The sequence below is a fragment of the Campylobacter gracilis genome (assembly GCF_018374135.1).
GTDB classification, from domain to species: domain Bacteria; phylum Campylobacterota; class Campylobacteria; order Campylobacterales; family Campylobacteraceae; genus Campylobacter_B; species Campylobacter_B gracilis_A.
The window spans coordinates 31,482-51,475 of record NZ_JAHAFS010000013.1 but is presented as its reverse complement, the minus strand read 5'-3'; the positions used below and the strand labels follow the sequence as shown (position 1 = coordinate 51,475).

At 43.3% G+C, this 19,994-nt stretch carries 20 protein-coding genes and 1 other RNA gene; 8 read left to right on the top strand and 13 right to left on the bottom strand.

Translation table 11 applies throughout. From position 1 onward, the window contains the following. Window positions 1-22: 22 nt before the first annotated feature. Window positions 23-1,825, bottom strand: coding sequence for a translational GTPase TypA (typA, locus tag KH703_RS07235; RefSeq protein WP_304295237.1), 1,803 nt, complete (start codon window positions 1,823-1,825; stop codon window positions 23-25). A gap of 64 nt (window positions 1,826-1,889) precedes the next feature. Beyond that, a complete protein-coding gene (locus tag KH703_RS07230) occupies window positions 1,890-2,309 on the bottom strand; it encodes a hypothetical protein (RefSeq protein ID WP_299225752.1) in 420 nt (139 codons plus the stop codon). 47 nt (window positions 2,310-2,356) lie between these two features. Here KH703_RS07230 and ffs point away from each other — a divergent pair. After that, window positions 2,357-2,454: signal recognition particle sRNA small type (gene ffs, locus KH703_RS07225), an RNA gene on the top strand. Between the two features lie 3 nt (window positions 2,455-2,457). Here the strand turns inward: ffs and KH703_RS07220 are convergent. The 6 genes from KH703_RS07220 to dnaA form a co-directional block, all read right to left on the bottom strand. Next, window positions 2,458-3,693, bottom strand: a complete 1,236-nt coding sequence (locus tag KH703_RS07220; RefSeq protein ID WP_304295236.1) for an HD domain-containing protein — start codon at window positions 3,691-3,693, stop codon at window positions 2,458-2,460. After that, complete coding sequence (queF, locus tag KH703_RS07215; protein ID WP_304295235.1) at window positions 3,693-4,070, bottom strand: preQ(1) synthase; 378 nt, start codon at window positions 4,068-4,070, stop codon at window positions 3,693-3,695. The genes KH703_RS07220 and queF overlap by 1 nt, the downstream gene beginning before the upstream one ends. After that, window positions 4,070-5,500 (bottom strand): EAL domain-containing protein, encoded by a 1,431-nt coding sequence (locus KH703_RS07210; RefSeq protein WP_304295234.1) that lies wholly within the window; start codon window positions 5,498-5,500, stop codon window positions 4,070-4,072. The genes queF and KH703_RS07210 overlap by 1 nt, the downstream gene beginning before the upstream one ends. After that, on the bottom strand, window positions 5,500-7,812 hold the full coding sequence (gene gyrB, locus KH703_RS07205) for a DNA topoisomerase (ATP-hydrolyzing) subunit B (RefSeq protein WP_304295233.1): 2,313 nt from the start codon (window positions 7,810-7,812) through the stop codon (window positions 5,500-5,502). The genes KH703_RS07210 and gyrB overlap by 1 nt, the downstream gene beginning before the upstream one ends. Before the next feature lie 9 nt (window positions 7,813-7,821). Next, window positions 7,822-8,901: a DNA polymerase III subunit beta gene (dnaN, locus tag KH703_RS07200; RefSeq protein WP_304295232.1), complete on the bottom strand. Its 1,080-nt coding sequence runs from the start codon at window positions 8,899-8,901 to the stop codon at window positions 7,822-7,824. A 156-nt stretch (window positions 8,902-9,057) separates the two neighbouring features. After that, on the bottom strand, window positions 9,058-10,386 hold the full coding sequence (gene dnaA / locus KH703_RS07195) for a chromosomal replication initiator protein DnaA (RefSeq protein WP_304295231.1): 1,329 nt from the start codon (window positions 10,384-10,386) through the stop codon (window positions 9,058-9,060). Between the two features lie 110 nt (window positions 10,387-10,496). Between dnaA and ruvC the strand changes: the two genes are divergently transcribed. From ruvC to KH703_RS07180, 3 genes are read left to right on the top strand one after another with little or no spacing between them, the layout of a single operon-like run. Beyond that, the gene (gene ruvC, locus KH703_RS07190; protein WP_304295230.1) at window positions 10,497-10,976 is read left to right on the top strand and encodes a crossover junction endodeoxyribonuclease RuvC; all 480 of its coding nucleotides are present in this window, start codon (window positions 10,497-10,499) and stop codon (window positions 10,974-10,976) included. A gap of 8 nt (window positions 10,977-10,984) precedes the next feature. Beyond that, window positions 10,985-11,791 (top strand): nitrilase-related carbon-nitrogen hydrolase, encoded by an 807-nt coding sequence (locus tag KH703_RS07185; RefSeq protein WP_304295229.1) that lies wholly within the window; start codon window positions 10,985-10,987, stop codon window positions 11,789-11,791. Beyond that, the gene (locus KH703_RS07180) at window positions 11,791-12,318 is read left to right on the top strand and encodes a cysteine hydrolase family protein (protein ID WP_005872935.1); all 528 of its coding nucleotides are present in this window, start codon (window positions 11,791-11,793) and stop codon (window positions 12,316-12,318) included. The genes KH703_RS07185 and KH703_RS07180 overlap by 1 nt, the downstream gene beginning before the upstream one ends. A gap of 143 nt (window positions 12,319-12,461) precedes the next feature. On the opposite strand, the gene nhaA is transcribed toward KH703_RS07180, so the two are convergent. The 5 genes from nhaA to glmM all read right to left on the bottom strand — a co-directional run bounded on the left by nhaA (window position 12,462) and on the right by glmM (window position 16,419). Then, window positions 12,462-13,625, bottom strand: a complete 1,164-nt coding sequence (gene nhaA / locus KH703_RS07175) for a Na+/H+ antiporter NhaA (RefSeq protein ID WP_005872933.1) — start codon at window positions 13,623-13,625, stop codon at window positions 12,462-12,464. A gap of 64 nt (window positions 13,626-13,689) precedes the next feature. Next, window positions 13,690-14,130 carry a CopD family protein gene (locus KH703_RS07170; protein ID WP_177386933.1) on the bottom strand — a complete coding sequence of 147 codons (441 nt, stop codon included), beginning with the start codon at window positions 14,128-14,130 and terminating at the stop codon, window positions 13,690-13,692. 9 nt (window positions 14,131-14,139) lie between these two features. After that, window positions 14,140-14,532, bottom strand: a complete 393-nt coding sequence (locus tag KH703_RS07165; protein WP_005872930.1) for an NINE protein — start codon at window positions 14,530-14,532, stop codon at window positions 14,140-14,142. Beyond that, window positions 14,519-14,980 (bottom strand): signal peptidase II, encoded by a 462-nt coding sequence (gene lspA / locus KH703_RS07160; RefSeq protein WP_304295228.1) that lies wholly within the window; start codon window positions 14,978-14,980, stop codon window positions 14,519-14,521. Before lspA ends, KH703_RS07165 begins: the two co-directional genes overlap by 14 nt. A gap of 98 nt (window positions 14,981-15,078) precedes the next feature. Continuing rightward, window positions 15,079-16,419: a phosphoglucosamine mutase gene (gene glmM, locus KH703_RS07155; protein ID WP_304295227.1), complete on the bottom strand. Its 1,341-nt coding sequence runs from the start codon at window positions 16,417-16,419 to the stop codon at window positions 15,079-15,081. Between the two features lie 151 nt (window positions 16,420-16,570). Between glmM and rpsT the strand changes: the two genes are divergently transcribed. From rpsT to KH703_RS07135, 4 genes are all read left to right on the top strand, one after another. Beyond that, the gene (gene rpsT, locus KH703_RS07150; RefSeq protein WP_304295226.1) at window positions 16,571-16,843 is read left to right on the top strand and encodes a 30S ribosomal protein S20; all 273 of its coding nucleotides are present in this window, start codon (window positions 16,571-16,573) and stop codon (window positions 16,841-16,843) included. Between the two features lie 24 nt (window positions 16,844-16,867). Beyond that, window positions 16,868-17,935, top strand: a complete 1,068-nt coding sequence (gene prfA, locus KH703_RS07145; RefSeq protein WP_297997269.1) for a peptide chain release factor 1 — start codon at window positions 16,868-16,870, stop codon at window positions 17,933-17,935. 401 nt (window positions 17,936-18,336) lie between these two features. Continuing rightward, entirely contained in the window at window positions 18,337-18,576 is a 240-nt protein-coding gene (locus tag KH703_RS07140; RefSeq protein ID WP_304295225.1) for a SemiSWEET family transporter, read from the top strand. 314 nt (window positions 18,577-18,890) lie between these two features. Beyond that, entirely contained in the window at window positions 18,891-19,736 is an 846-nt protein-coding gene (locus tag KH703_RS07135; protein WP_304295224.1) for a universal stress protein, read from the top strand. Window positions 19,737-19,994 lie beyond the last annotated feature (258 nt).

The following is a 19,994-nucleotide window of genomic DNA, read 5'->3' as shown; positions in this document are numbered from 1 at the left end:
TTTAAAATTTCATCCAAAAATTCTATTTTTTCGCCATTCGTCTGCGCGTCGTAGGGTCCAGGTATCGCTTGCGCACGCGGATATTTACGGGCGTGACCTCCACAAGCTCGTCCTCCTCGATCCACTCCAGCGCGCGCTCTAAATTTAATGCGCGCGGCGGCACGAGTTTGATCGCATCATCGCTACCGCTGGCGCGGACGTTGGTTAAATTTTTACCCTTGATCGGATTGACGTCCAGATCGTTCGGACGGCTATGCTCGCCGATAATCATGCCCAGATAGACCTTCGCCTGCGGAGCAATAAAAAGCACGCCGCGATCTTGCAGGTTCCACAGGCTGTATCCTAGCGCCACTCCGTTTTCCATGCTCACGAGCGCGCCGTTTTGTCGTTTCTCGACCGCACCGATGAAGGGGCGAAATTCCAAAAAGCTATGATTCATCACCCCTTCGCCGCGAGTATCGGTCAAAAACTGCGAGCGAAAGCCAATAAGACCGCGCGCGGGGATCTCAAACTCCATGCGCGTCTGCCCGTCGCCGGTCGGATTCATCACCTTCATCTCGGCCTTTTTGCGACCGAGCTTTTCGATGACGGTACCGGTGCAATCATCGGGCGCGTCGATGACTAGATGCTCGAAAGGCTCGCATTTGATGCCGTCGATCTCTTTGATGATGACTTCCGGGCGCCCGAGGCAAAACTCAAAGCCCTCGCGGCGCATATTTTCAGCCAAAATCGTGATCTGCAGCTCGCCGCGGCCGCTTACTTTAAATTTTCCCTCACCCGCGTTTTCATAGCGCATCGCGATGTTGGTTTTCATCTCCGCTTCCAGGCGCTCATCGATCTTGTTTGAGGTTACGAATTTGCCCTCCGTGCCGGCTAGCGGTCCGTCATTTACACTAAAAATTACGCTAAGGGTCGGCTCTTCGATATGCAGCGCATCAAGCGGGATCGGATTATTGGGATCTACGATGCTATCGCCTACGTCAAGCGCGTCAAAGCCAGCAATCGCCACGATGTCGCCCGTGCCCGCCGCGTCAATATCGGTGCGCTCAAGCCCGTTAAAACCGATCAGTTTTGAAATTCTACCATTTATATGCGTACCGTCGGCTTTAGCTAGCATAACGCTTTGGTTTTTGTTTATCGTGCCATTAAAAATTCTAGCGATGCCGATCTTACCAACGTAGTTATCATAATCGAGCGTGAAAACCTGCAGTTGCAAAGGATTATCGTCGCTGCCGCTAGGGGTCGGAACGTGAGAGATAATCGTCTCAAAAAGCGGCTTCATGTCGGTGCTTTCGTCGCTCAGATCGTATTTTGCATAGCCGTTTTTAGCCGCGGCATAGATAACTGGAAACTCAAGCTGCTCGTCGTTTGCGTCAAGCGCTACGAAAAGATCGAAAATTTCATTTACCACGCGATCCGGATCGGCTGCAGGCTTGTCGATTTTATTTACGACTACGATAGGTCTGAGTCCTAAAGATAGCGCCTTTTTCACGACAAATTTAGTCTGCGGCATAACGCCTTCTTGCGCATCGACGAGCAAAAGCACGCCGTCGACCATCTTTAGTACGCGCTCGACCTCACCACCGAAATCAGCGTGACCCGGAGTGTCAATGATGTTGATTTTAACGCCGCCGTAGTGGATGGCGGTATTTTTGGATAATATCGTAATGCCGCGCTCGCGCTCGATGTCGTTGCTGTCCATCACGCGCTCGCCGACTTCTTGGTGATTACCAAAGGTGCCGGACTGTTTTAAAAGCTCGTCTACGATAGTGGTCTTTCCGTGATCGACGTGTGCGATAACCGCGATATTTCTGATATTTTCCAAATTTTTCTCCGTTTATAATTTCAAAAACTGATGATTATACTAAAAAAATTCTTAAGATAAAAATTTACGAATACTCTTTGACTTCGCAGACAAAAAACTCATAAACCCGCTGTTGGATCAGTGCATCGTCATCATCATCTCCGATTAAACGGCGTAGATGCGAAAAATCAATCTTTTTGATATATTTTTTGTTATTTTTTATATCTCTGTCGATCTCTTTTAAAAGCGAATCTAAATTTAAACTTTTATAGGTCTTTGCCTTTAAGATATATTCTTTTACGATGGAGACCAGCACGCCGATGCGCTGTTCGTCGCCCGGATAAATTTCGCCCGCTATATCTTTGATCGCGTCGTAATCCTCGTCGGTCTGCTTTTTTTTAGCAAGCAGCATTGCGGCAAAAATTTTGGCTCTAAACTCAATAGAGCGATGGTGAGGAATAAAAACCTCGCGAAATACGGATAAAAGATGATTTTTGAAATTCATTTATAACCTTACTTTAAGAAACATTTCCATATAATCCCGATTGCCCTTTCTTAGACCTGTGCAATGCTTTTTTTAGGCACCGCTTCAGGGTAGGAATACAGCAGAGCACTTAGATCTCGCATGTGCCGCAGCCATCTGGGAAGGGGTTTTATAAATCGATCCTATTAAGCCCGAAATGCTCTTTGAAATCCTCGCAAACACTCTGAAAATCGACGCCTTCAATTTTTGGCTTTGATTTGAAAAATTCCAGCATCGAATTATACCCGCTAAGCAGCTCCTTGCTTTTAACGCCGTAGCTGATCGAAATTCCAGCCTCGAAAAACGCCGCTAGTTTATCACAATACTTAAGCGCTTTGCCGTCGATTGCGCGAAATTTATCTTCGTTAAACATCTTTAGGCTGCCCTCTGCAAATTTAGGCTCCTTGCCTAGCTCGAAAGTGCGGTTTTCAAACTCGTCTTTTATAAATTTACCGCCCTCTTTGCGGATACCCAAAATATAACTGAAATCATCTCGCATATGTTCCGGCACGAAAGGTAAAATTTTATCGTCTATTAGCCGCATCTCATATTCGCCTATGATGTCGCTAAGGCCTTTAACGCCGTATTTTACGGGACTAATAATGTCGCGAGTTAGACTTTCTGGTAGATCGTGAAATAACGCGCAGAAAAAATTATATGCCGTGCGCGAGCGGCACGCACCCACTTCAAGCGAGAAAAAGTAGCTTAAAATCGCGACTACCAGCATATGTCCTAACACTGATGTTTCAGGGATGCGCGGCGTCTGCGCCCAGCGCTTTTGAAAACGAAGTCTGCCGCTAAGATCGACTATGCGGGCAAGCTTTTTGTTCATCACGATCTTTCGCACGCCGATAAGCTCGTAATAATCCTCGAGCTCCTCCTCGACCTTGGCTTTTAGCTCCTCGATGTCGTTTAGAAACTGGCTCGTTTGATAGACGATGTTAAATTCCCAGCGCGTAGAAAGGTAGCTCGCCGCCTTTAAGATTACGGCTTCTTTCTTATGATCTTTGGAATTTAGATATTTTTTAAATCGCTCTAAAAACTCGCCGTTTTGAATAGGCAAAAGATCGCTTTCTAGGACGCTTAAAACCCATTCGTTGATCTTTTTTTTCTTGGTTTTTTGTATCTGATGAAAGACGTCCGGACGGATGTCGGTCACGACGATGCGCGCTAAAAACTCAAATATCCCCGCTTCTATCACGTAGTTGATATCCACATCGCGCTCAAAGCTAGCGATGAAATAAGCGATTATAAATTTATGCGCCTGCTTGTCGAGCTCGACTAAACTCACCATCTTTGGGTAATCGTTCCAACGGCTAATGCTTGCGGATTTAAAAATTTGTTCGACTAAATTTGAGCTTATCATCAGTAAATTTGATCCGAGTTTATTTCAATTACCGTGTGGACGTTGCCGCGCGGATTAAAATCGCCCGTGATTTTCATAAATTTAGGCTTTAGCTTGCTTTGCAGCGCGCCGTAAATTTCATTTATACTATCCTCGTGGCTGATGTAGCGATCCATAAAGGAATTTATGTAAATTTTAATCGCTTTAAGCTCGACTACGAGCTTATCCGGGATATATTCCAAATAGATCGTCGCAAAGTCCGGATAGCCCGAGCGCGGGCAGCGGCAGCAAAACTCGGGCAGGGTTATTTTTATCAAATAATCACGCTCCTGTTTATTTGGCCAAACTTCTAAATTTTCGATGTCAAATTTTTCAATTTCCTCTTCACCGTATCTCACTATGATCTCCTTAAATTCGATATATCGTTCGGCTTTTCGACGCAAAATCCCTGAATATAATCGATACCCATTTTATAAAGCTGCATTTGAAATTCCTCTTTATCAACGAAACGCATTACGGTTTTGATACCTGATTTAGCGCAGGCTTCGTTGATGCCGATAAATATATTTTTAATCTTTTCGTCGTTCAAATTTTTGTTAAATTCTATGTCATAAACGATAAAATCCACTTCTAAAAATTTTAAATACTCAAAGCTCGCGTTTGAGCCGCCGAACTGCGACAGCGCGAAGCTAAATCCAAGTTCACGGAATTTAATCAAAATTTCATCAAAACGCTTGATCTCCGAATAGATAAGCTTTTCGTTAAACTCAAACACGATCTTTTTTGGATCGATCAGATTATTATCAATGAGCTTTAAAATTTCATTGCGAAACTCGTTATTTCGCAGGGTCTGAGGCATGATCTCGATAAAAATTTTAGCGTCAATATCTTTAAAATAGATGATCCTAGAAATCTGCCTCATCATCGAAATATCGTATTTAATATCGTAATGATTTAGAAGCAAAATATCTAAAATTCTACTTTTTGTGATCTTTTCGCCGCTTCTTAGATCGAGTTTCGGGATTAAATTTATATGCGATTTTACGCCGTTTTTATCTGCAACACGCTGATATTTAAAGCTGAAATTTTCGCTATCGATTGCTTCCATTACGTCGGCGGAAAATACGTCAATTAATACCTTTTCTACGTCGATCGCTTTCTCGCCGTGCTCTTCGTCGTCCAGGTGATTTATCTTATAAAATAGCGCATTTACGATATTATTTAGATTGCGATCATAGGAGCTTGGAAGCATCGTAAATTCGCTTTTTATCTCTACATTTTTAATCGTTTGACTTGAAATTTTATGTTCAAACATCCGCAAAATATGGCTTAAATTCGTAGCTTTTGATTCTACGCCGAATACAAAGTAACCGTTTATAAAGCGCCCGATCGGAAGGTCCTTAAAACCCTGCTCCGCCATAAAATTTGAAAGTTCTTTACAATACTCGTATAAAATTTCATCGCCGTTTTTATAGCCGTATCGATCGTTTATGTCGATGATATTTTTAATTCGCAAAAGAACGATATTTATTTGACGATTTTTAGCTAGATCGTTGCTTAAAATTTTTTCGATCTCCTCTCGCACAAATACGTGAGTAACGGGATCTATCAGCGTTTTTTGAAAGCCAAAATAAATTTGATAGATGACATAATAAACATAGCAGATCAAAAGTATCAAAAACAAAATTATATCATCAAATTTAAACTCACCATTTCGGAATAAAATAATTCCAAAAACAATCAAAACACAGGTGAACGGCACCGAAATTTTAAGCGCCGTTATGAAGCGGTTTTCGCGCTCTTTGGTCTCACTAAATAGAACAGACATTATATATCCAAGTGTTTAACGTCTTTAGCATGATCTTGGATGTAGTTTCGACGCGGCTCGACCTCGTCGCCCATGAAAAGATTAAAGGTATCGCTAGCGCTCTGCGCATTGGCGATATTTATTTTTAAAAGCCTTCGATTTTCAGGGCTCATAGTTGTTTCCCAAAGCTGCTCCGGATTCATCTCTCCAAGACCTTTATAGCGCTGAATATAAGCGCCTTTTTTCGAGCTTTTTTCGATTTCATCTAAAATTTCAATAAAATCTTTACCAAAGCTTACATCCCGTTCTTTGATCTTCGAATAAACTCTGATCGCCTCTTCAAAGATATAATTGCCAAATAAATTCTCATCTATCACGAGCTGTTCTAAGCCGCTCGGAGTTTGGACATAAATTCTAATGCCTTCATCATTTACGTAGGAATTTAAGATATTAAATCCTTCGCTTTCTAGGCGCGGTTTTAAAATTTTAAATAGCTCCTCATAGCCGAGGCTTCGCGCTTCGTCGTTTTCTATCAAAAATCTGATCGCGCTAAGCACGCTGAAGCGCTTTTTAAGCTCATTCAGAAGCGAGCGGTAGTTTGAGACGATTTTTAGATAATCGATCAGATCCTCGTTGCCGATGCCTTCAAACTCGCCCATATCGATGCCCGTTTCGATCAAAAACTCGCTCAGCGCCTTTTCGTCTTTCAGATAAATCTCTTTTTTGCCCTTTTTATATCTAAAAAGCGGCGGCTGTGCCAGATAAACATAGCCGTTTTCCACGATAGGGCGCAAAAATCTAAAGAAAAATGTTAGAAGCAGCGTCTGGATGTGACTACCGTCGACGTCCGCATCGGTCATAATGATGATTTTGTGATATCGGAGCTTCTCTTCGTTAAATTCCTCGCCGATGCCGCAGCCAAAGGCCGTAATCATATTTTTAATCTCTTCGGATTGTAAAATTCTATCCAGGCGCGCCTTTTCTACGTTTAAAATTTTACCTCTAAGCGGCAGTATCGCTTGAAACACGCGGTCTCTTCCCTGCTTCGCCGAACCGCCCGCACTATCGCCCTCGACTAGATAAATTTCGCTAATGCTTGCATCTTTGCTCTGGCAATCGGCTAACTTTCCCGGAAGGGTGCCGACGGAATTTATATTGTCTTTTTTGCGCGTTAGATCGCGCGCTTTTTTTGCCGCTTCGCGACCGCGCGCAGCTAAAAGGGCCTTATTCATAATGGCGCGCGCTTCAATCGGATTTTCTTCAAAATACTTGCTAAGCACCTCAAACGCCATCTTTTGCACGATCGGCTTAACATAGCTAGAGCCCAGCTTACCTTTAGTTTGTCCCTCAAACTGCGGTTCGGGAACCTTGACGCTAATTACCGCGATAAGCCCCTCGCGAACGTCGTCGCCGGTAATCTTTGTATCCTTTTCGCGCGCAGCCGCATTTGCCGCGACGTAATTTGTTATCGCGCGAGTAAGACCCGCTCTAAATCCCGCCTCATGCGTACCGCCGTCCGGAGTTTTGATATTATTTACGAAGCTTAGTAAATTTTCGTTATACGTTTCGTTATACATAAGCGCAAAATCCACCATAACATCATCCGCGCTGTCACTAAACGATACGGCTTTGGATATGGCAGGCGCTTTATTCATATCGTTTACAAAGCTCTCCAAGCCGCCTTCGAAGTGAAAGTGCTCGTCCCTGCCAGTGCGGTTATCTTTAAAATTTATCGTAATTTTTGGATTTAGATACGCTAGCTCGCGAAATCTTTTTGATAAAATTTCATCATCAAATTCTAAAATTTCAAAAATTTCGCCGTCGGGCCAAAACTCGATCGTAGTGCCCGTGCGGTTGGTAGTTTTTATCTTTTCAAGCTCTGTAGTAGGAATTCCTTTGGCAAATTCTTGTCTATAAATATTTCCGTCACGTTTGATCGTAGCGACTAGCTTTTTTGAGAGCGCATTTACGACGCTAACGCCTACGCCGTGTAGACCGCCGGAGACTTTATAAGTGTCTTTGTCAAATTTACCGCCTGCGTGAAGCACGGTTAAAACTACCGTCGCGGCAGGAATTTTTTCAGTCGGATGTATATCCACTGGGATTCCACGACCGTTATCACTAACGATACAACTTCCCTCGTTTGTAATTTCGATATCGATCGTGTCGCAGTAACCTGCCATCGCCTCGTCGATCGAGTTATCCACTACCTCGTAGATCATATGGTGAAGTCCGCCGATATTGGTGTCTCCGATATACATACCGGGGCGCTTCCTAACGGCTTCAAGACCTTTTAAAACTTTAATATTACTAGCGCCGTAATTTTGCTTCATAATTTTCCTTTAAATATTATTTATCGGCATGACGACCGTTTTTAAACCATCCGCGCTAAGCACGAATGCCGTATCGGAGCTGTTAAAATCAAGCTCAAAAATTTCGCTCTCGATATTACTTAAAAAATCTAGCAAAAAGCGATTTTTAACACCAAAAACTATCTCGCCGTTTATCTCGATCGCCGCTTCAATTTCGGTCTTTGCCTCGGAATTATCCTCGTTTATGCTTTCAAAAACCATTCCGTCCTTTTTAATGGTAACTTTCATCTCCTCGCACATAGCGTTTATCGCTCGTACGCCACTTACCATCTTATCGCGCGGAATTAAAATTTTATATGCCGTATCGTTTGGGATAACGCGCTCGTAGTTTGGAAATTTGCCGTTAATAAGCTTTGTAAAAAACTCAAAATTTTCGCTCACTGCTAGTAGCACGTTTTCGTCGTAGTAAATTTTAATTTTATCCGAAAATAATTTTTGAATTTCGCCTATCGCCTTTTTAGGAATTAAAATTTTAGTATCTAGCTCGCTCGCTTTTGATTGAGTGATCAGCTTATAAACGCTAAGTCGCTTTGTATCGGTTCCGACTAAATTTAAAAAGCCCTCTTTTACGTCGATTAAGGCTCCATTTAGCTCATATTTTGGATTGTTCGTATCGATCGACGGATAGATTTTTTTAAGACTTCTGCCTAAAATTCCAGCATTTACGTCAAAACTGTTTTTACCATCTATTGTAGGGAAGCTTGGAAAATCCCTCGTCTCAAACATCGGAAGCTTGTACTTGGATTTTTTTTGCTTTACGAATAGCACTCCGTTGACAGTTTCTAAAGTAACGTTATCGTCGCTTAGACCTTTAATTACGCTAAGGAGCTTGCCTCCATTTGCTGTAGCTTCTCCCTCTGTTTCTATTGAGACGTTTTGAAGATTATAGCTTAGACCGATTTCGTGATCGGTAGCTTTTATACTAAAAATTCCATTTTTTGCACTCATTAAAAGATGCGAAGTTATCGAGCTTAGATCTTTTTTATCAAGATAGGAGCTCGTATTTGAAACTATCTCTTCTAGAAGTTTTTTAGTGATTAACACTTTCATATTTTTATCCTTTTAAATTTTTATCGTTGTAGTAGTTGGTAAGTGGTTTTTGTGAAAAACTTATTCTAAAACTTGTCTTTAGGTAGTTTATCCAGTGAGTAAGTAGCTTTGTTTTATTCACTTTCATTCACCTTTTTTGCTTTATTTTTATAAAGTTTAAATTTCATTCTTGTCCTTTTTGGTTATTTTGTTTTTTAGCTCTTCGATTTTTATCTTTAACATCTCGTCGGTTTGTATGAGCTCGTTGATTTTTTTGATATTTTTGCTGATGGCGCTGTGATCTTTTAGATTAAAAAATGCGGCGATTTTAGGCATTGAGTTTTGAGTTAACTGTTTGGTTAGATATATGCAAATTTGACGCGCTTCGACGACGTTTTTAGCTCGCGTTTTGCTCTTTAGTTCACTAGGTTTTACGTTCAGTTCTTTTGAGATCACCTCGATGACGTGTTCGAGATTCACGCTTGAATATTTTTGGTGAATTTGATCTTGTAGTGTACTTTTGGTAAATTCCAGCGTAATCTTTGTGCGAAGTATTGAGGAATAGGCATTTAGTTTATTAATCGCGCCTTCGATCTCGCGGATATTGTCGCCCATATTTGCAGCGATATATTCTACGACGTCGTGTGGAATTCTAACGCGATTTTCTTCGCTTTTTTTATTGATAATAGCGATTTTAGTTTCTAGATCCGGCGGGGTTATGTTTGCTATTATGCCGCTTTCAAATCGCGTTGTGAGGCGACTTTCAAAGCCTTTTAGGAATTTTGGTGGTAGGTCGTTGGTTAGCACGATTTGGCAGTTTTTGTCTTTTAACTCGTTAAACGTATAAAAAAGCTCTTCCTGAGCCTTATCGCGCCCGATTAAAAACTGAATGTCGTCGATGAGCAAAACGTCGCAGTTGCGGTATTTTTGTTTAAATTTATCGATCGAGTTGTTTTTAAGGTTAAAGACGAAATCATTAGCAAACTGCTCGCTGGTGACACAAATGACGGTCTTTCCCTTTTTGATGCAGTAATTTCCGATCGATTGAAGCAGGTGAGTTTTTCCAAGCCCACTAGGTCCGTAGATAAAGAGCGGATTAAAGCGAATTCCAGGCTCTTTCGCGACGGATACCGAACACTCGAAGGCAAATTTATTTGAGTCACCGATGATAAAATTTTCAAAATTATAATTTTCGCTTAGAATCGTGCTCTTTGGCTTTTCCGAGATGATTTTTACCTTTTCCTTCGGTGAAATTTTAGCCTTTGAGGTAATTTTGACGATCACGTCGTTTAGTCCAAATTGTTTTTTGATAAGTTCTTTTATTTTAGTGCCGTATTTTGTCTGAGCGTATTTAGCGATAAACTCGTTAGTTGCGTTGTAGATGAAAAATTGGGGTGTAGAGCTTTTATCGTTAAATTTCAAATTTTTAATGTATCTAGAGTATTCGATAGGTAAAATTTCCTTCTCTAGGTTTGATAAAATTTCTTGTGCTTGTGACGTCGCCATTAAATTCCCTTATAAATTAAGCCGCTATTTTAGCTAAATTTCACTAAATTTGCGGTAAATTTCAGTTTATTCACCGGTGATTAAGCCGTGAATAAGCGTGAAAGGTGGCTATGAAAATTTTAGGAATTGATCCAGGAACTAGAAATTTAGGCTATGCGATTCTGGAAAAAGATGTGAATAAGATAAAACTCATCGAGGCTGGACTAGTAAAAATGAAGGCTGAAAACGTGCAATTTCAAATGACGCAGATGAGCGAGGCGATCGATCAAATTTTTAGCGCTCATAAAATTGATGAGGTCGCGGTAGAATCGATGTTTTATGCCTACAACCCGCAGTCTGTTTTAAAGCTCGCTCAGTTTCGCGGTGCGCTGGCTCTTAAAATTTTACAAATTTTTGGAAATTTTGCCGAATATACGCCACTTCAGGTAAAAAAATCGGTCACGGGCAAAGCAAAGGCGGCGAAGGAGCAGGTTGCGTTCATGGTGAAGCGGATCTTGGGGATTAATAAGGAGATTAAGCCGCTTGACATCACCGATGCCATAGCTATCGCGCTTACGCATGCAAATGTTATGCGCTTAGCGCCTAAATAGGAGGTTTTATGAAAATCGCTATTTTGCAAATGGATGTGAAAGTAGCTCAAAATTTTGCAGATTGCGAGCAAAATTTTATTCGCGCGCGCGAGCTGATAAACCGCGCGTTAAAACGCGGTGCGGACGTAGCGGTGCTGCCCGAGGCATTTAATACGAGTTTTAATACGGCTAAATTTAAAGAGCTCGCCGATACGAACGCTGCTCATACGAAAAAATTTTTAAGCGAAATTTCGCAAAAAAACGGCGCCGTTTTGATTGGCGGAGCGATAAATTCTAGGCAAGATAAAATTTACAATTCCGCTTTCGTCTATCAAAACGGAGCCAAAATTTTACGCTACGACAAGATCCATGCCTTTTCGCTCGCTCGCGAAAACGAGATCGTAAGCGGCGGCGATAAGCTAGGCATTTGCGAGATAAAATTTCAAAATCGCGCGGTCAAAATCGGCGTCGTGATCTGCTATGATCTGCGCTTTTGTGAAATTTTTCGTGCCTTAGCGCTTTGCGGCGCGCAGATAGTTTTTGTGATCGCGCAGTTTGCGCAAAGCCGCATAGAGCATTTTATCACGCTCGCTAAGGCCCGCTCGATCGAAAATCAAATTTTTATCTGCGCAGTAAACGGCTGCGGCGATACGGGGCAGGGCGAGAGTTTCGGCGGAAATTCCATGCTGATCGGTCCGGGCGGTGAGATCGTCGCGCGCCTAGGCAAAAAAGAGGCCGTGAAGATTGCTCGAGCGGATTTAGACGAAATTTTAAAATTTCGCGCTAAAATGGATCTTTTAAAAGATATGAAACCTGAAATTTATAAGGAGTTTTGATGAAAACTTTGGTATTTGTGATCGATATGGTAAACGGCTTCGTAAAATTCGGCGCGATGGCCGATCCCAGCATAGCAAAGATCGCTCCTGCGGTGCTTAAACAGATTGAGGCGGCGAAAAATGTGCATTTCATCTGTGACGCTCACGCCGAGCGGGATTTGGAGATGAAGCGCTACCCGATCCACTGTCTAGTTGGCTCGCCCGAAGCGGAGGTGATCGAGGAGCTCGCGCCCTACGTAAGCGAGCAAAACGTCACTTTTAAGCGCAGCACGAACGGCTTTCATAATTTGGATAAGAAAATTCTGGACGGCTTCGATCGCTTTGTGATTACGGGCTGTTGCACCGACATCTGCGTGATGCAGTTCACGCTTAGCCTGCGCACCTATCTCAACGAAACTGGCGAGGATAAGGACGTCATCGTTCCGCGCGATGCGGTAGCTACCTACGATGCGCCGAACCATGAGCGCGGATACTACGACGAATGCGCGCTAAGCTTAATGCAAAATGCGGGGATTTTGGTGATTTAAGCTGCGCTTGGATCAAACAGAATTTTAAGCTAAAATTTTAAGCTAAATTTTGTAGCGTATAAATTTTTAAAATTTAGAGTCGCTCTTAAATTTTTAAAATTTTTGAGCGGTAGAATTTTAAGATTTTAATCTTTTTACGGATTTTAGCTTTGTTTTACCGCGACTGCTTTTGCGACGAAAAATCCCACTACCCCGGAAATTATCGAGCCTAAAAATACCGCGAGCTTGTCCGTGTAATGATACATATCGCTGCCGCCGTATGCGAGGCCATCGACGAAAAGCGCCATCGTAAAGCCAATACCACAGATGATTGCTACTGCGTAAAGCTGTGGCCAGCCTGCATTTTCGGGCATGTAGGCGATTTTGGCTTTGATTAAGATCCAGCTGAAGGCAAAAATTCCGATCTGTTTACCAAAAAATAGTCCGAGCATAATGCCCATAGGCACCGGACCGAAAAGGAAGCTAGGACTGATGCCCGCTAGCGAAACGCCTGCGTTTGTAAAGGCAAAGATCGGCAAGATGAAGAAATTTACTGGGTAGGCTAGTCCGTGCTCCATATCCTTTAGCATAGAGCCCGAGCGGGTCTTAAGCGGGATGCAAAAGCCCGCCAGTACTCCTGCGATGGTCGCGTGGATGCCGGAGTTTAGTACCATTACCCACAGCACAACGGCTACGATGATAAACGGAAGCTTTTTATCAACGCCAAGTCTGCTCATCGCTAGCATTATTGCGACACAGGCAGCCGCGCCGCCTAGATAGATTGCGTTTATGGTAGAGGAATAAAACAAAGCGATGATTAAAATTGCACACAGATCGTCCATTATCGCAAGTGTCAAAACGAAAATTTTAAGGCTAGCCGGGATTTTTTTGCCTAAAAGCGCCATAACGCCCACGGCAAAAGCGATATCGGTCGCCGTAGGGATTGCCCAGCCCTTCATCGCGACGGCATCGCCCCAGTTGATGATCGAAAATATGATTGCGGGCATCATTACTCCGCCCAAAGCCGCGAAGCTAGGAAGTAAAATTTGAGAGAAATGGCGCAACTGCCCTTCGATCTTTTCGCGCTTGAGCTCAAGTCCGATGGCAAAGAAGAATATCGCCATAAGCACGTCGTTTACTAAAAAATGCATCGATTCGTCGAGCTTCGCAGAACCCACGCCTATTGTAAAACTTAGATGCAAAAACGCTTCATAATACTTTGATAAAAATTCTACGTTTTGAGCTACGATCGCAAAAACCGCGGATAGAAGTAATATAACGCCGGCACTACTTTCACTTGATAAAATTTTCTTAATGATATGTTGCACATGCTTCCTTTAAAATTTTGCTCTAATTTTATGCAAATTTTAATTAAATTTTTATCAAAACGGGCTAGTTGCTCGGTAAATTCGGCATTATTAGCATTGCATAAAGTATTATAAACATTATGATCGTAGGGCCTTCGTTGATCGCACGGAAGTATTTTCCGCTCCTGTGACACTCGTTTTTTTCAAATTTATACATATAATAATACAGCCACAAATGATAACAGATTAACAAAACTCCGGCTAGTAATTTTATATGAAAATACCCCATTTTCATAAGCCCCGGATTTAAAATGATAAGCATCACGCCGCTAAAAACCGTCACTGCCATTGCTATCCAGCCAATCGCGTGATACAGCATCCGCTCCATCTTTTTAACGACCTTTACGAAATCCGGCTTGTCTAAATTTTCAGCATGATAAACATACAGGCGCGGCATGTAAAACAGCATCGCCATCCATGAAATAAAGCCCGCAAAATGGACAAATTTAAACCAATAGTAACTCATTTTTTCTCCTTAATCTCTTATTAAAATTTCTTTTCGCGCCTCGAATTCTTCTTTAGAAATCGCGCCTTTTTGATACAGCTCAAAGAGCGCATCGACTTTTTTTAGACGTCCTTCGTAGTCGTCTTCCTCAGTCTCGCTTGCAAAAGCATTTAAATCTTCTACCCAAATTCCTACGAAAAATATATCTAGCAAAATCCAAATTCCCCAAATCGCCCAAAACAAAAAGCCCACTAAAAACCACAGCGTAAAACTTCCCAGCCAAAATAGCGCGATTTGAGCAAATCCGCTGATAAATTTGCCGCAATAAATTCTATGCAGTCCGCCACCGATTGGCATAGCTGCGATCCACGAAAACGCGCCTAAAAACCAAAGCGCGTAAGCGATGTAATTATTTCTCTTCATTTTTCTCCTTTTTTGCGGTGCGTAAGCCCTGAAAAATAAAAATCACCACGGCTAGATCGATCATCACGTCGGCAAAATTAAACACCGCAAACTCAAACCACTTATGCCATGCGACATAATCGACCACGCCGCCGCGAATGAAGCGATCGAGCAGGTTCGAGCAGCCTCCCGCGAGCATCAGCGCAAACGGCATCCAGTGCTCACAAAAGAGCTTTTTATGGCAAAATACATACGCTGCAAGCGCTGAGATCAGCGCGATCTGGATAAATTTTAAATTTTCGCCCAAAAACGCAAACATCGAAAACGCAACGCCGCGATTAAGTGTAAGCTCTAGCGAAAAAAACTCCCCCTGCCACGAAAAGCCGTTTAAAAACGCGAGCTTGATCGTTTGATCGATCGCAAAGATCACCGCGAAAAGCAGGATAAATTTAATACAGGTCTTAGCCATCTTGCAATCCAAATTTAAATATATAAAGCCTGCGTTTTTTGCCTGTGCTTTTCATGTGGAGCTGGTAGCTTGTCGCGCCGTAAAATTTTATAAAATCGCTACTCATTTAGGGCTTTAGTAAAAAATTTTTCGACCTCGTCCATTCGCTTTTGTAGCAATTTTTCGTTTTTGCCCTCGATTAAGAGGCGGATAACGTTTTCGGTGCCGGAGTAGCGAAAGAGCGAGCGGATCTTGTCCGTTTTAAGGCTTGCTTCAAGCTCCTTTAGCCCTTTTAATTTTTCAAGCGGCTTTTTATCCGAAATTTTTAAATTCTTTAAAATTTGTGGATAGGGCTTAATCATCCCCGAAAATTCGCTTGCCTTCTTTTTCATATCCAACATGCAAGCGGCAAATTGCAGCGCGCTTGCGATGCCGTCGCCCGTTTTGGCGTAATCGCCGAAAATCACGTGCCCGCTCTGCTCGCCGCCAAAATTTGCGCCTAGTTCGTGCATCGTCTCAAGTACAAATTTATCGCCTACATTGCAGCGATGAAGCGCGATGTCGTGTTTAGCTAAAAAATCCTCCAGCGCAGAATTACTCATTACTGTGGCTACCATTTTATTGCCTGCTAAGTGATTTTTTCCTTTCAAATAGACTGCTAAAATTCCAAGTAGCGCGTCGCCGTGGATGATCTCTCCGTTTTCGTCCACGACCACGAGTCTGTCGGCGTCGCCGTCAAAGGCAAAGCCCACGTCGGCGCGTAATCTTTTGACCTCCGAGGCTAAATTTTGCGGGCTTAGCGCACCGCAAGCGTCGTTTATATTTTTGCCGTTGGGTTCGTCGCCGATGACGATCGTTTCGGCCCCCAGCTCGTTAAATACCGTAGGCGCGACCCTGTAGCTTGCTCCGTTTGCGCAATCAAGCACGACGCGAAGCCCGTGCAGCGTCTTTTGCTTCGGGAAGGAATTTTTAATATGCACGATATATCTGCCGATGACGTCGTCCACGCGCTTTGCGGCGCCGATTTGCATCATTTTGGTGCGCGCCTCGGCAATGAGTTCGTCGCTGAAATAAATTTTTTCGATCTGCGCTTCCTCTTTTTCGTCGAGTTTGAAGCCCTCGCTGTTGAAAAATTTAATGCCGTTGTCGTAGTATGGATTGTGGCTTGCGCTTATCATGATGCCCGCGTCGCAGCGCATATCTTCCGTAAGAAAAGCAATCGCAGGAGTAGGCATCGGTCCGATCTGGCGGACGTTGTAGCCCACCGAGGTAAGGCCTGCAACGATCGCTGTTTCTATCATATAGCCGCTTCTGCGGGTATCTTTGCCGACTAAAATCATATTCGTAACGGAATTTTTCCTAAAATAAATTCCCGCTGCCATCGCTACGCGCATTGCAAGCTCGGCGGTCAAAAATTCTCCCGCTTTGCCTCGTACGCCGTCCGTTCCGAAAAGTTTCATTATCAAATCCTTGTATAAAAATCGGGAAATTCTACCAGAAAAAGTTTAATCTTAATAAATTTAAACTATATTTAAATTTTACTTAAATTAAGCGTCGATTAAATATTTTTTACGTATAATCGCAGGTTCAAATTCAACCGAAAGGGACGTTATGGCAAATCACAAATCCGCCGAAAAACGCGCGAGACAAACCATAAAAAGAACGGAGCGAAATAGATTTTATCGCACCAGAGTAAAAAATATCACAAAAGCCGTAAGAGAGGCGGTCGAGAGCAAGGATCTAGACGCAGCCGCCGAGGCTTTAAAAACGGCTAATGAAAGCTTTCACAGCTTCGTAAGCAGGGGCTTTTTGAAAAAACAGACCGCGAGCAGAAAAGTAAGCCGCCTAGCCAAACTTGTAAATTCTTTAAAAACCGCCGCGTAAGCGCCCCTTACGCATAAAATTTAAATGCTAGCCGATAAACTAAAGCCTTTTTTGGATCGCTACGACGAGCTTTCGCGCATGCTTAGCGATCCCGCAGTTACTGCAGATATCGCTAATATGACGGCGCTATCTAAGGAGCAGCGCAATATCGAGCCGATCAAAGAGGCGGCTAGCGAGTATCTTAAAATTTTAAATCAGATCGAAGAAAACAAAGCCCTGCTAAGCGATGCCGATCTGGGCGAGCTAGCCAAAGAGGAGCTTAAAAACTTAGAGACGCAAAAGCCGCAGCTTGAAGAAAAGATCAAAATTTTACTGCTTCCGAAAGACCCCAACGACGATAAAAATATCTTCCTTGAGATTCGCGCCGGTACAGGCGGCGACGAAGCGGCGCTGTTTGCGGGCGATCTGCTCGGCGCATATCTGCGCTACGCCGATCTTCGCGGTTATAAATGCGAGATCGTAAGCACCAGCGAAGGTAGCGTCGGCGGTTATAAAGAAGCTATCTTGCTCGTAAAAGGCGCGGGAGCGTATTCGCGGCTGAAATTTGAAGGCGGCACCCACCGCGTGCAGCGCGTCCCTGAAACGGAGAGCCAGGGCAGGGTGCATACCTCCGCAATCACCGTTGCCGTCATGCCGGAGATCGAGGATAGCGAGATACAGATCAATCCGAACGACCTTCGCATCGACGTTATGCGCAGCTCCGGCCACGGCGGGCAGTCCGTAAATACTACCGATAGCGCCGTTCGCATCACTCATATCCCGACCGGTTTAGTCGTTACCAACCAAGATGGCAAGGATCAGCACAAAAACAAAGAGGCGGCGATGAAGGTGCTAAAGGCGCGCCTTTACGATATGCAGGAGCAGGAGCGCTTAGAGAAAGAGCGCAAAGATCGCAAGGATCAGGTGGGCACCGGCGACCGCTCGGGGCGGATCCGCACCTACAACTATCCGCAAAACCGCATCAGCGACCACCGCATAAATTTAACGCTCTACCGCCTGGACGCGATCATGGCGGGCGGCTTGTTCGACGAGATCATCGATCCGCTCATCGCGCACTCTCAAGCCGAAGCGATCGCAAACGCGGGCTATTAAGCCTTTTAAAATTTAATCCTCATATTTTCAAAATTTTGCTGCGATTATGCTGCAAAATTTTACTTAAATTTAGCCGCGAGCCTTCAGAGCAATGTATTTAATGGCTTTCGCCTCGGCAAATTCACTTAAATTTCGTCGCGGTCGCCGCTAAATTTAGCCTTTTTAAATTTAAATATCGCCGCGCCGCCTAGCGTTTTAAATTTCGCCGTTTTTTAAAATGCGCGCCTTAAACGCCGCTTTAAAATTTACGCAGACACGAGCAGCTAGAAATCTTTGCGATAAATTTTTAAAGGCAAATCCCACTCTTTGCCATCTTTTAATTCGTTTCTTATTTTTAATATATTAAAATCCCGCTCCGTTTCATTTGCAAATTTGAAACGTATTTCTAAAAAGGAAAATCAATGAGCGAAAGAAATTTACAAATTTTAGGTTGGGCGGGCACATGCCTGTCGGTCATCATGTACGTATCTTACGTGCCAAACATAATGGCGAATTTAGACGGCAACAAAGTCCCGTTTCTCCAGCCGCTTGCAGCCGCGATAAACTGCACGATATGGGTTAGTTACGGTCTGCTAAAGCCTAAAAAGAGGACTATCCGCTCGCCGCGGCGAATTTCCCGGGGATCATCTTTGGGCTATTAACCGCAATAACGGCGCTTTAACCGCGCCTTTAGCGGCTTAATAAATTTCAAAATCGTCCGCGCCGTACCTTGCCTACCGCATCCGCAACGCTTTTTGGCCGCCTACTACGTACTGTAACTGCTAGCTCGCTGTCACGCCGAGCCTGAGCTAGCTTACCACAAGCGCGCCCACGCCTCACAAACTCATTACGACGCGGCTTTAGAATTTTACAAAATCACCCGCGCTGCATTCAAATCTGCCGAATTTAAATAACTTTTATACAAAATTTGATAAGCTTATTTTGATTAAAATTTTATCTTATAAAAGGACGAAAAATGAAAAAGGTCATCACTTGCGTCGATCAAAATGCGCTTGCCCCGGCAGTTAGAGATTATGGAATTTATGTCGCTAAAACCTTGGGTGCCGAGCTCGTGTTTATTCACGTGGTTGAAATTCCGGAGCTTGGCGAGAATTTTTATGGGCTAGCCGCAGGCGGGATCGTCCTAGGAGAGAATGATATCCTTGCAAATAGCTACGGAAGTCCCACATTAGGCGGCGTGGATGCGGAAAAGGACCACGAAGAAGCCGAAGCGATGCTGGATGAATATATCTGCGCTGCGACTGCTGCGGGCGTGAAGGCGAGTAAGATCATTAAAGATGGCGATTTTATCGACGTTATCGCCGAGTATAAGGACGAAGCTGAAATTTTTGTACTCGGTATCAAGGGCTCAAATAACGAGGACGTAGGCTTTAACGCAAGCGTGCTAATAAAGGAGCTTCACGTGCCGTCGCTGCTCGTAAATAAAGAATTTTCGCCGATTAACTCCGTGCTCATCGCGTTTGACGGCACCGATGCGGCGAAGCGCACGCTTGAGTTTATAAAGAACTCAAAGCTTCTTGCGAGCGCACATAAGCATGTCTTGCACATCAATCTCGATGCCACAGAGGGCGAGCGGATGCTGGATCTGGCGCGCGAAATTTTAGGCACTCAAAACGCCACTTTCAAATACATCCAAGCGGAAGTTCCCGCCGATGAGATCATCAAATATCGCCGCGCCAATAATCTCGATCTGATCGCTACCGGTGCCTTTACGAAAGGGTTTTTCAAAAAGCTCTTTTTAGGCAGCGTCTCCGAGGATATCTTACACAATGCGCTTGTACCGGTGCTAGTGCTATCGTAATCGCAAGACCAAACGCCGATAAACGCTAAATTCCGTCGCTTACGTTATTTTAAAGTGGCGGAATTTTAAAATTTTAAATTTTTAAATCCTTTGTTTTTCAAATTCATATACTTTTTAAAATTTATATAAATTTTGCTTAAAAATTCGTCAATATATCTTATTAAATTCCGTTAAATTAGTAATTGCATATAAAATTTTATGATTTAGTTTATTAAAAATTTTATTATTATTTAAGAAGAATTGTAAGATAATCTCGCC

Excerpts from the sequence above, each read along its gene's own strand:
- gyrB (WP_304295233.1), bottom strand. The coding sequence starts at position 7,812 with ATGAAGCAAAATTACGGCGCTAGTAATATTAAAGTTTTAAAAGGTCTT.
- ruvC (WP_304295230.1), top strand. The coding sequence starts at position 10,497 with ATGAAAATTTTAGGAATTGATCCAGGAACTAGAAATTTAGGCTATGCG.
- KH703_RS07220 (WP_304295236.1), bottom strand. The coding sequence starts at position 3,693 with ATGATAAGCTCAAATTTAGTCGAACAAATTTTTAAATCCGCAAGCATT.
- rpsT (WP_304295226.1), top strand. The coding sequence starts at position 16,571 with ATGGCAAATCACAAATCCGCCGAAAAACGCGCGAGACAAACCATAAAA.
- KH703_RS07230 (WP_299225752.1), bottom strand. The coding sequence starts at position 2,309 with ATGAATTTCAAAAATCATCTTTTATCCGTATTTCGCGAGGTTTTTATT.
- KH703_RS07185 (WP_304295229.1), top strand. The coding sequence starts at position 10,985 with ATGAAAATCGCTATTTTGCAAATGGATGTGAAAGTAGCTCAAAATTTT.
- lspA (WP_304295228.1), bottom strand. The coding sequence starts at position 14,980 with ATGGCTAAGACCTGTATTAAATTTATCCTGCTTTTCGCGGTGATCTTT.
- KH703_RS07135 (WP_304295224.1), top strand. The coding sequence starts at position 18,891 with ATGAAAAAGGTCATCACTTGCGTCGATCAAAATGCGCTTGCCCCGGCA.
- glmM (WP_304295227.1), bottom strand. The coding sequence starts at position 16,419 with ATGAAACTTTTCGGAACGGACGGCGTACGAGGCAAAGCGGGAGAATTT.
- KH703_RS07170 (WP_177386933.1), bottom strand. The coding sequence starts at position 14,130 with ATGAGTTACTATTGGTTTAAATTTGTCCATTTTGCGGGCTTTATTTCA.
- KH703_RS07165 (WP_005872930.1), bottom strand. The coding sequence starts at position 14,532 with ATGAAGAGAAATAATTACATCGCTTACGCGCTTTGGTTTTTAGGCGCG.
- KH703_RS07210 (WP_304295234.1), bottom strand. The coding sequence starts at position 5,500 with ATGTCTGTTCTATTTAGTGAGACCAAAGAGCGCGAAAACCGCTTCATA.
- KH703_RS07140 (WP_304295225.1), top strand. The coding sequence starts at position 18,337 with ATGAGCGAAAGAAATTTACAAATTTTAGGTTGGGCGGGCACATGCCTG.
- dnaA (WP_304295231.1), bottom strand. The coding sequence starts at position 10,386 with ATGGCGACGTCACAAGCACAAGAAATTTTATCAAACCTAGAGAAGGAA.
- KH703_RS07180 (WP_005872935.1), top strand. The coding sequence starts at position 11,791 with ATGAAAACTTTGGTATTTGTGATCGATATGGTAAACGGCTTCGTAAAA.
- prfA (WP_297997269.1), top strand. The coding sequence starts at position 16,868 with ATGCTAGCCGATAAACTAAAGCCTTTTTTGGATCGCTACGACGAGCTT.
- dnaN (WP_304295232.1), bottom strand. The coding sequence starts at position 8,901 with ATGAAAGTGTTAATCACTAAAAAACTTCTAGAAGAGATAGTTTCAAAT.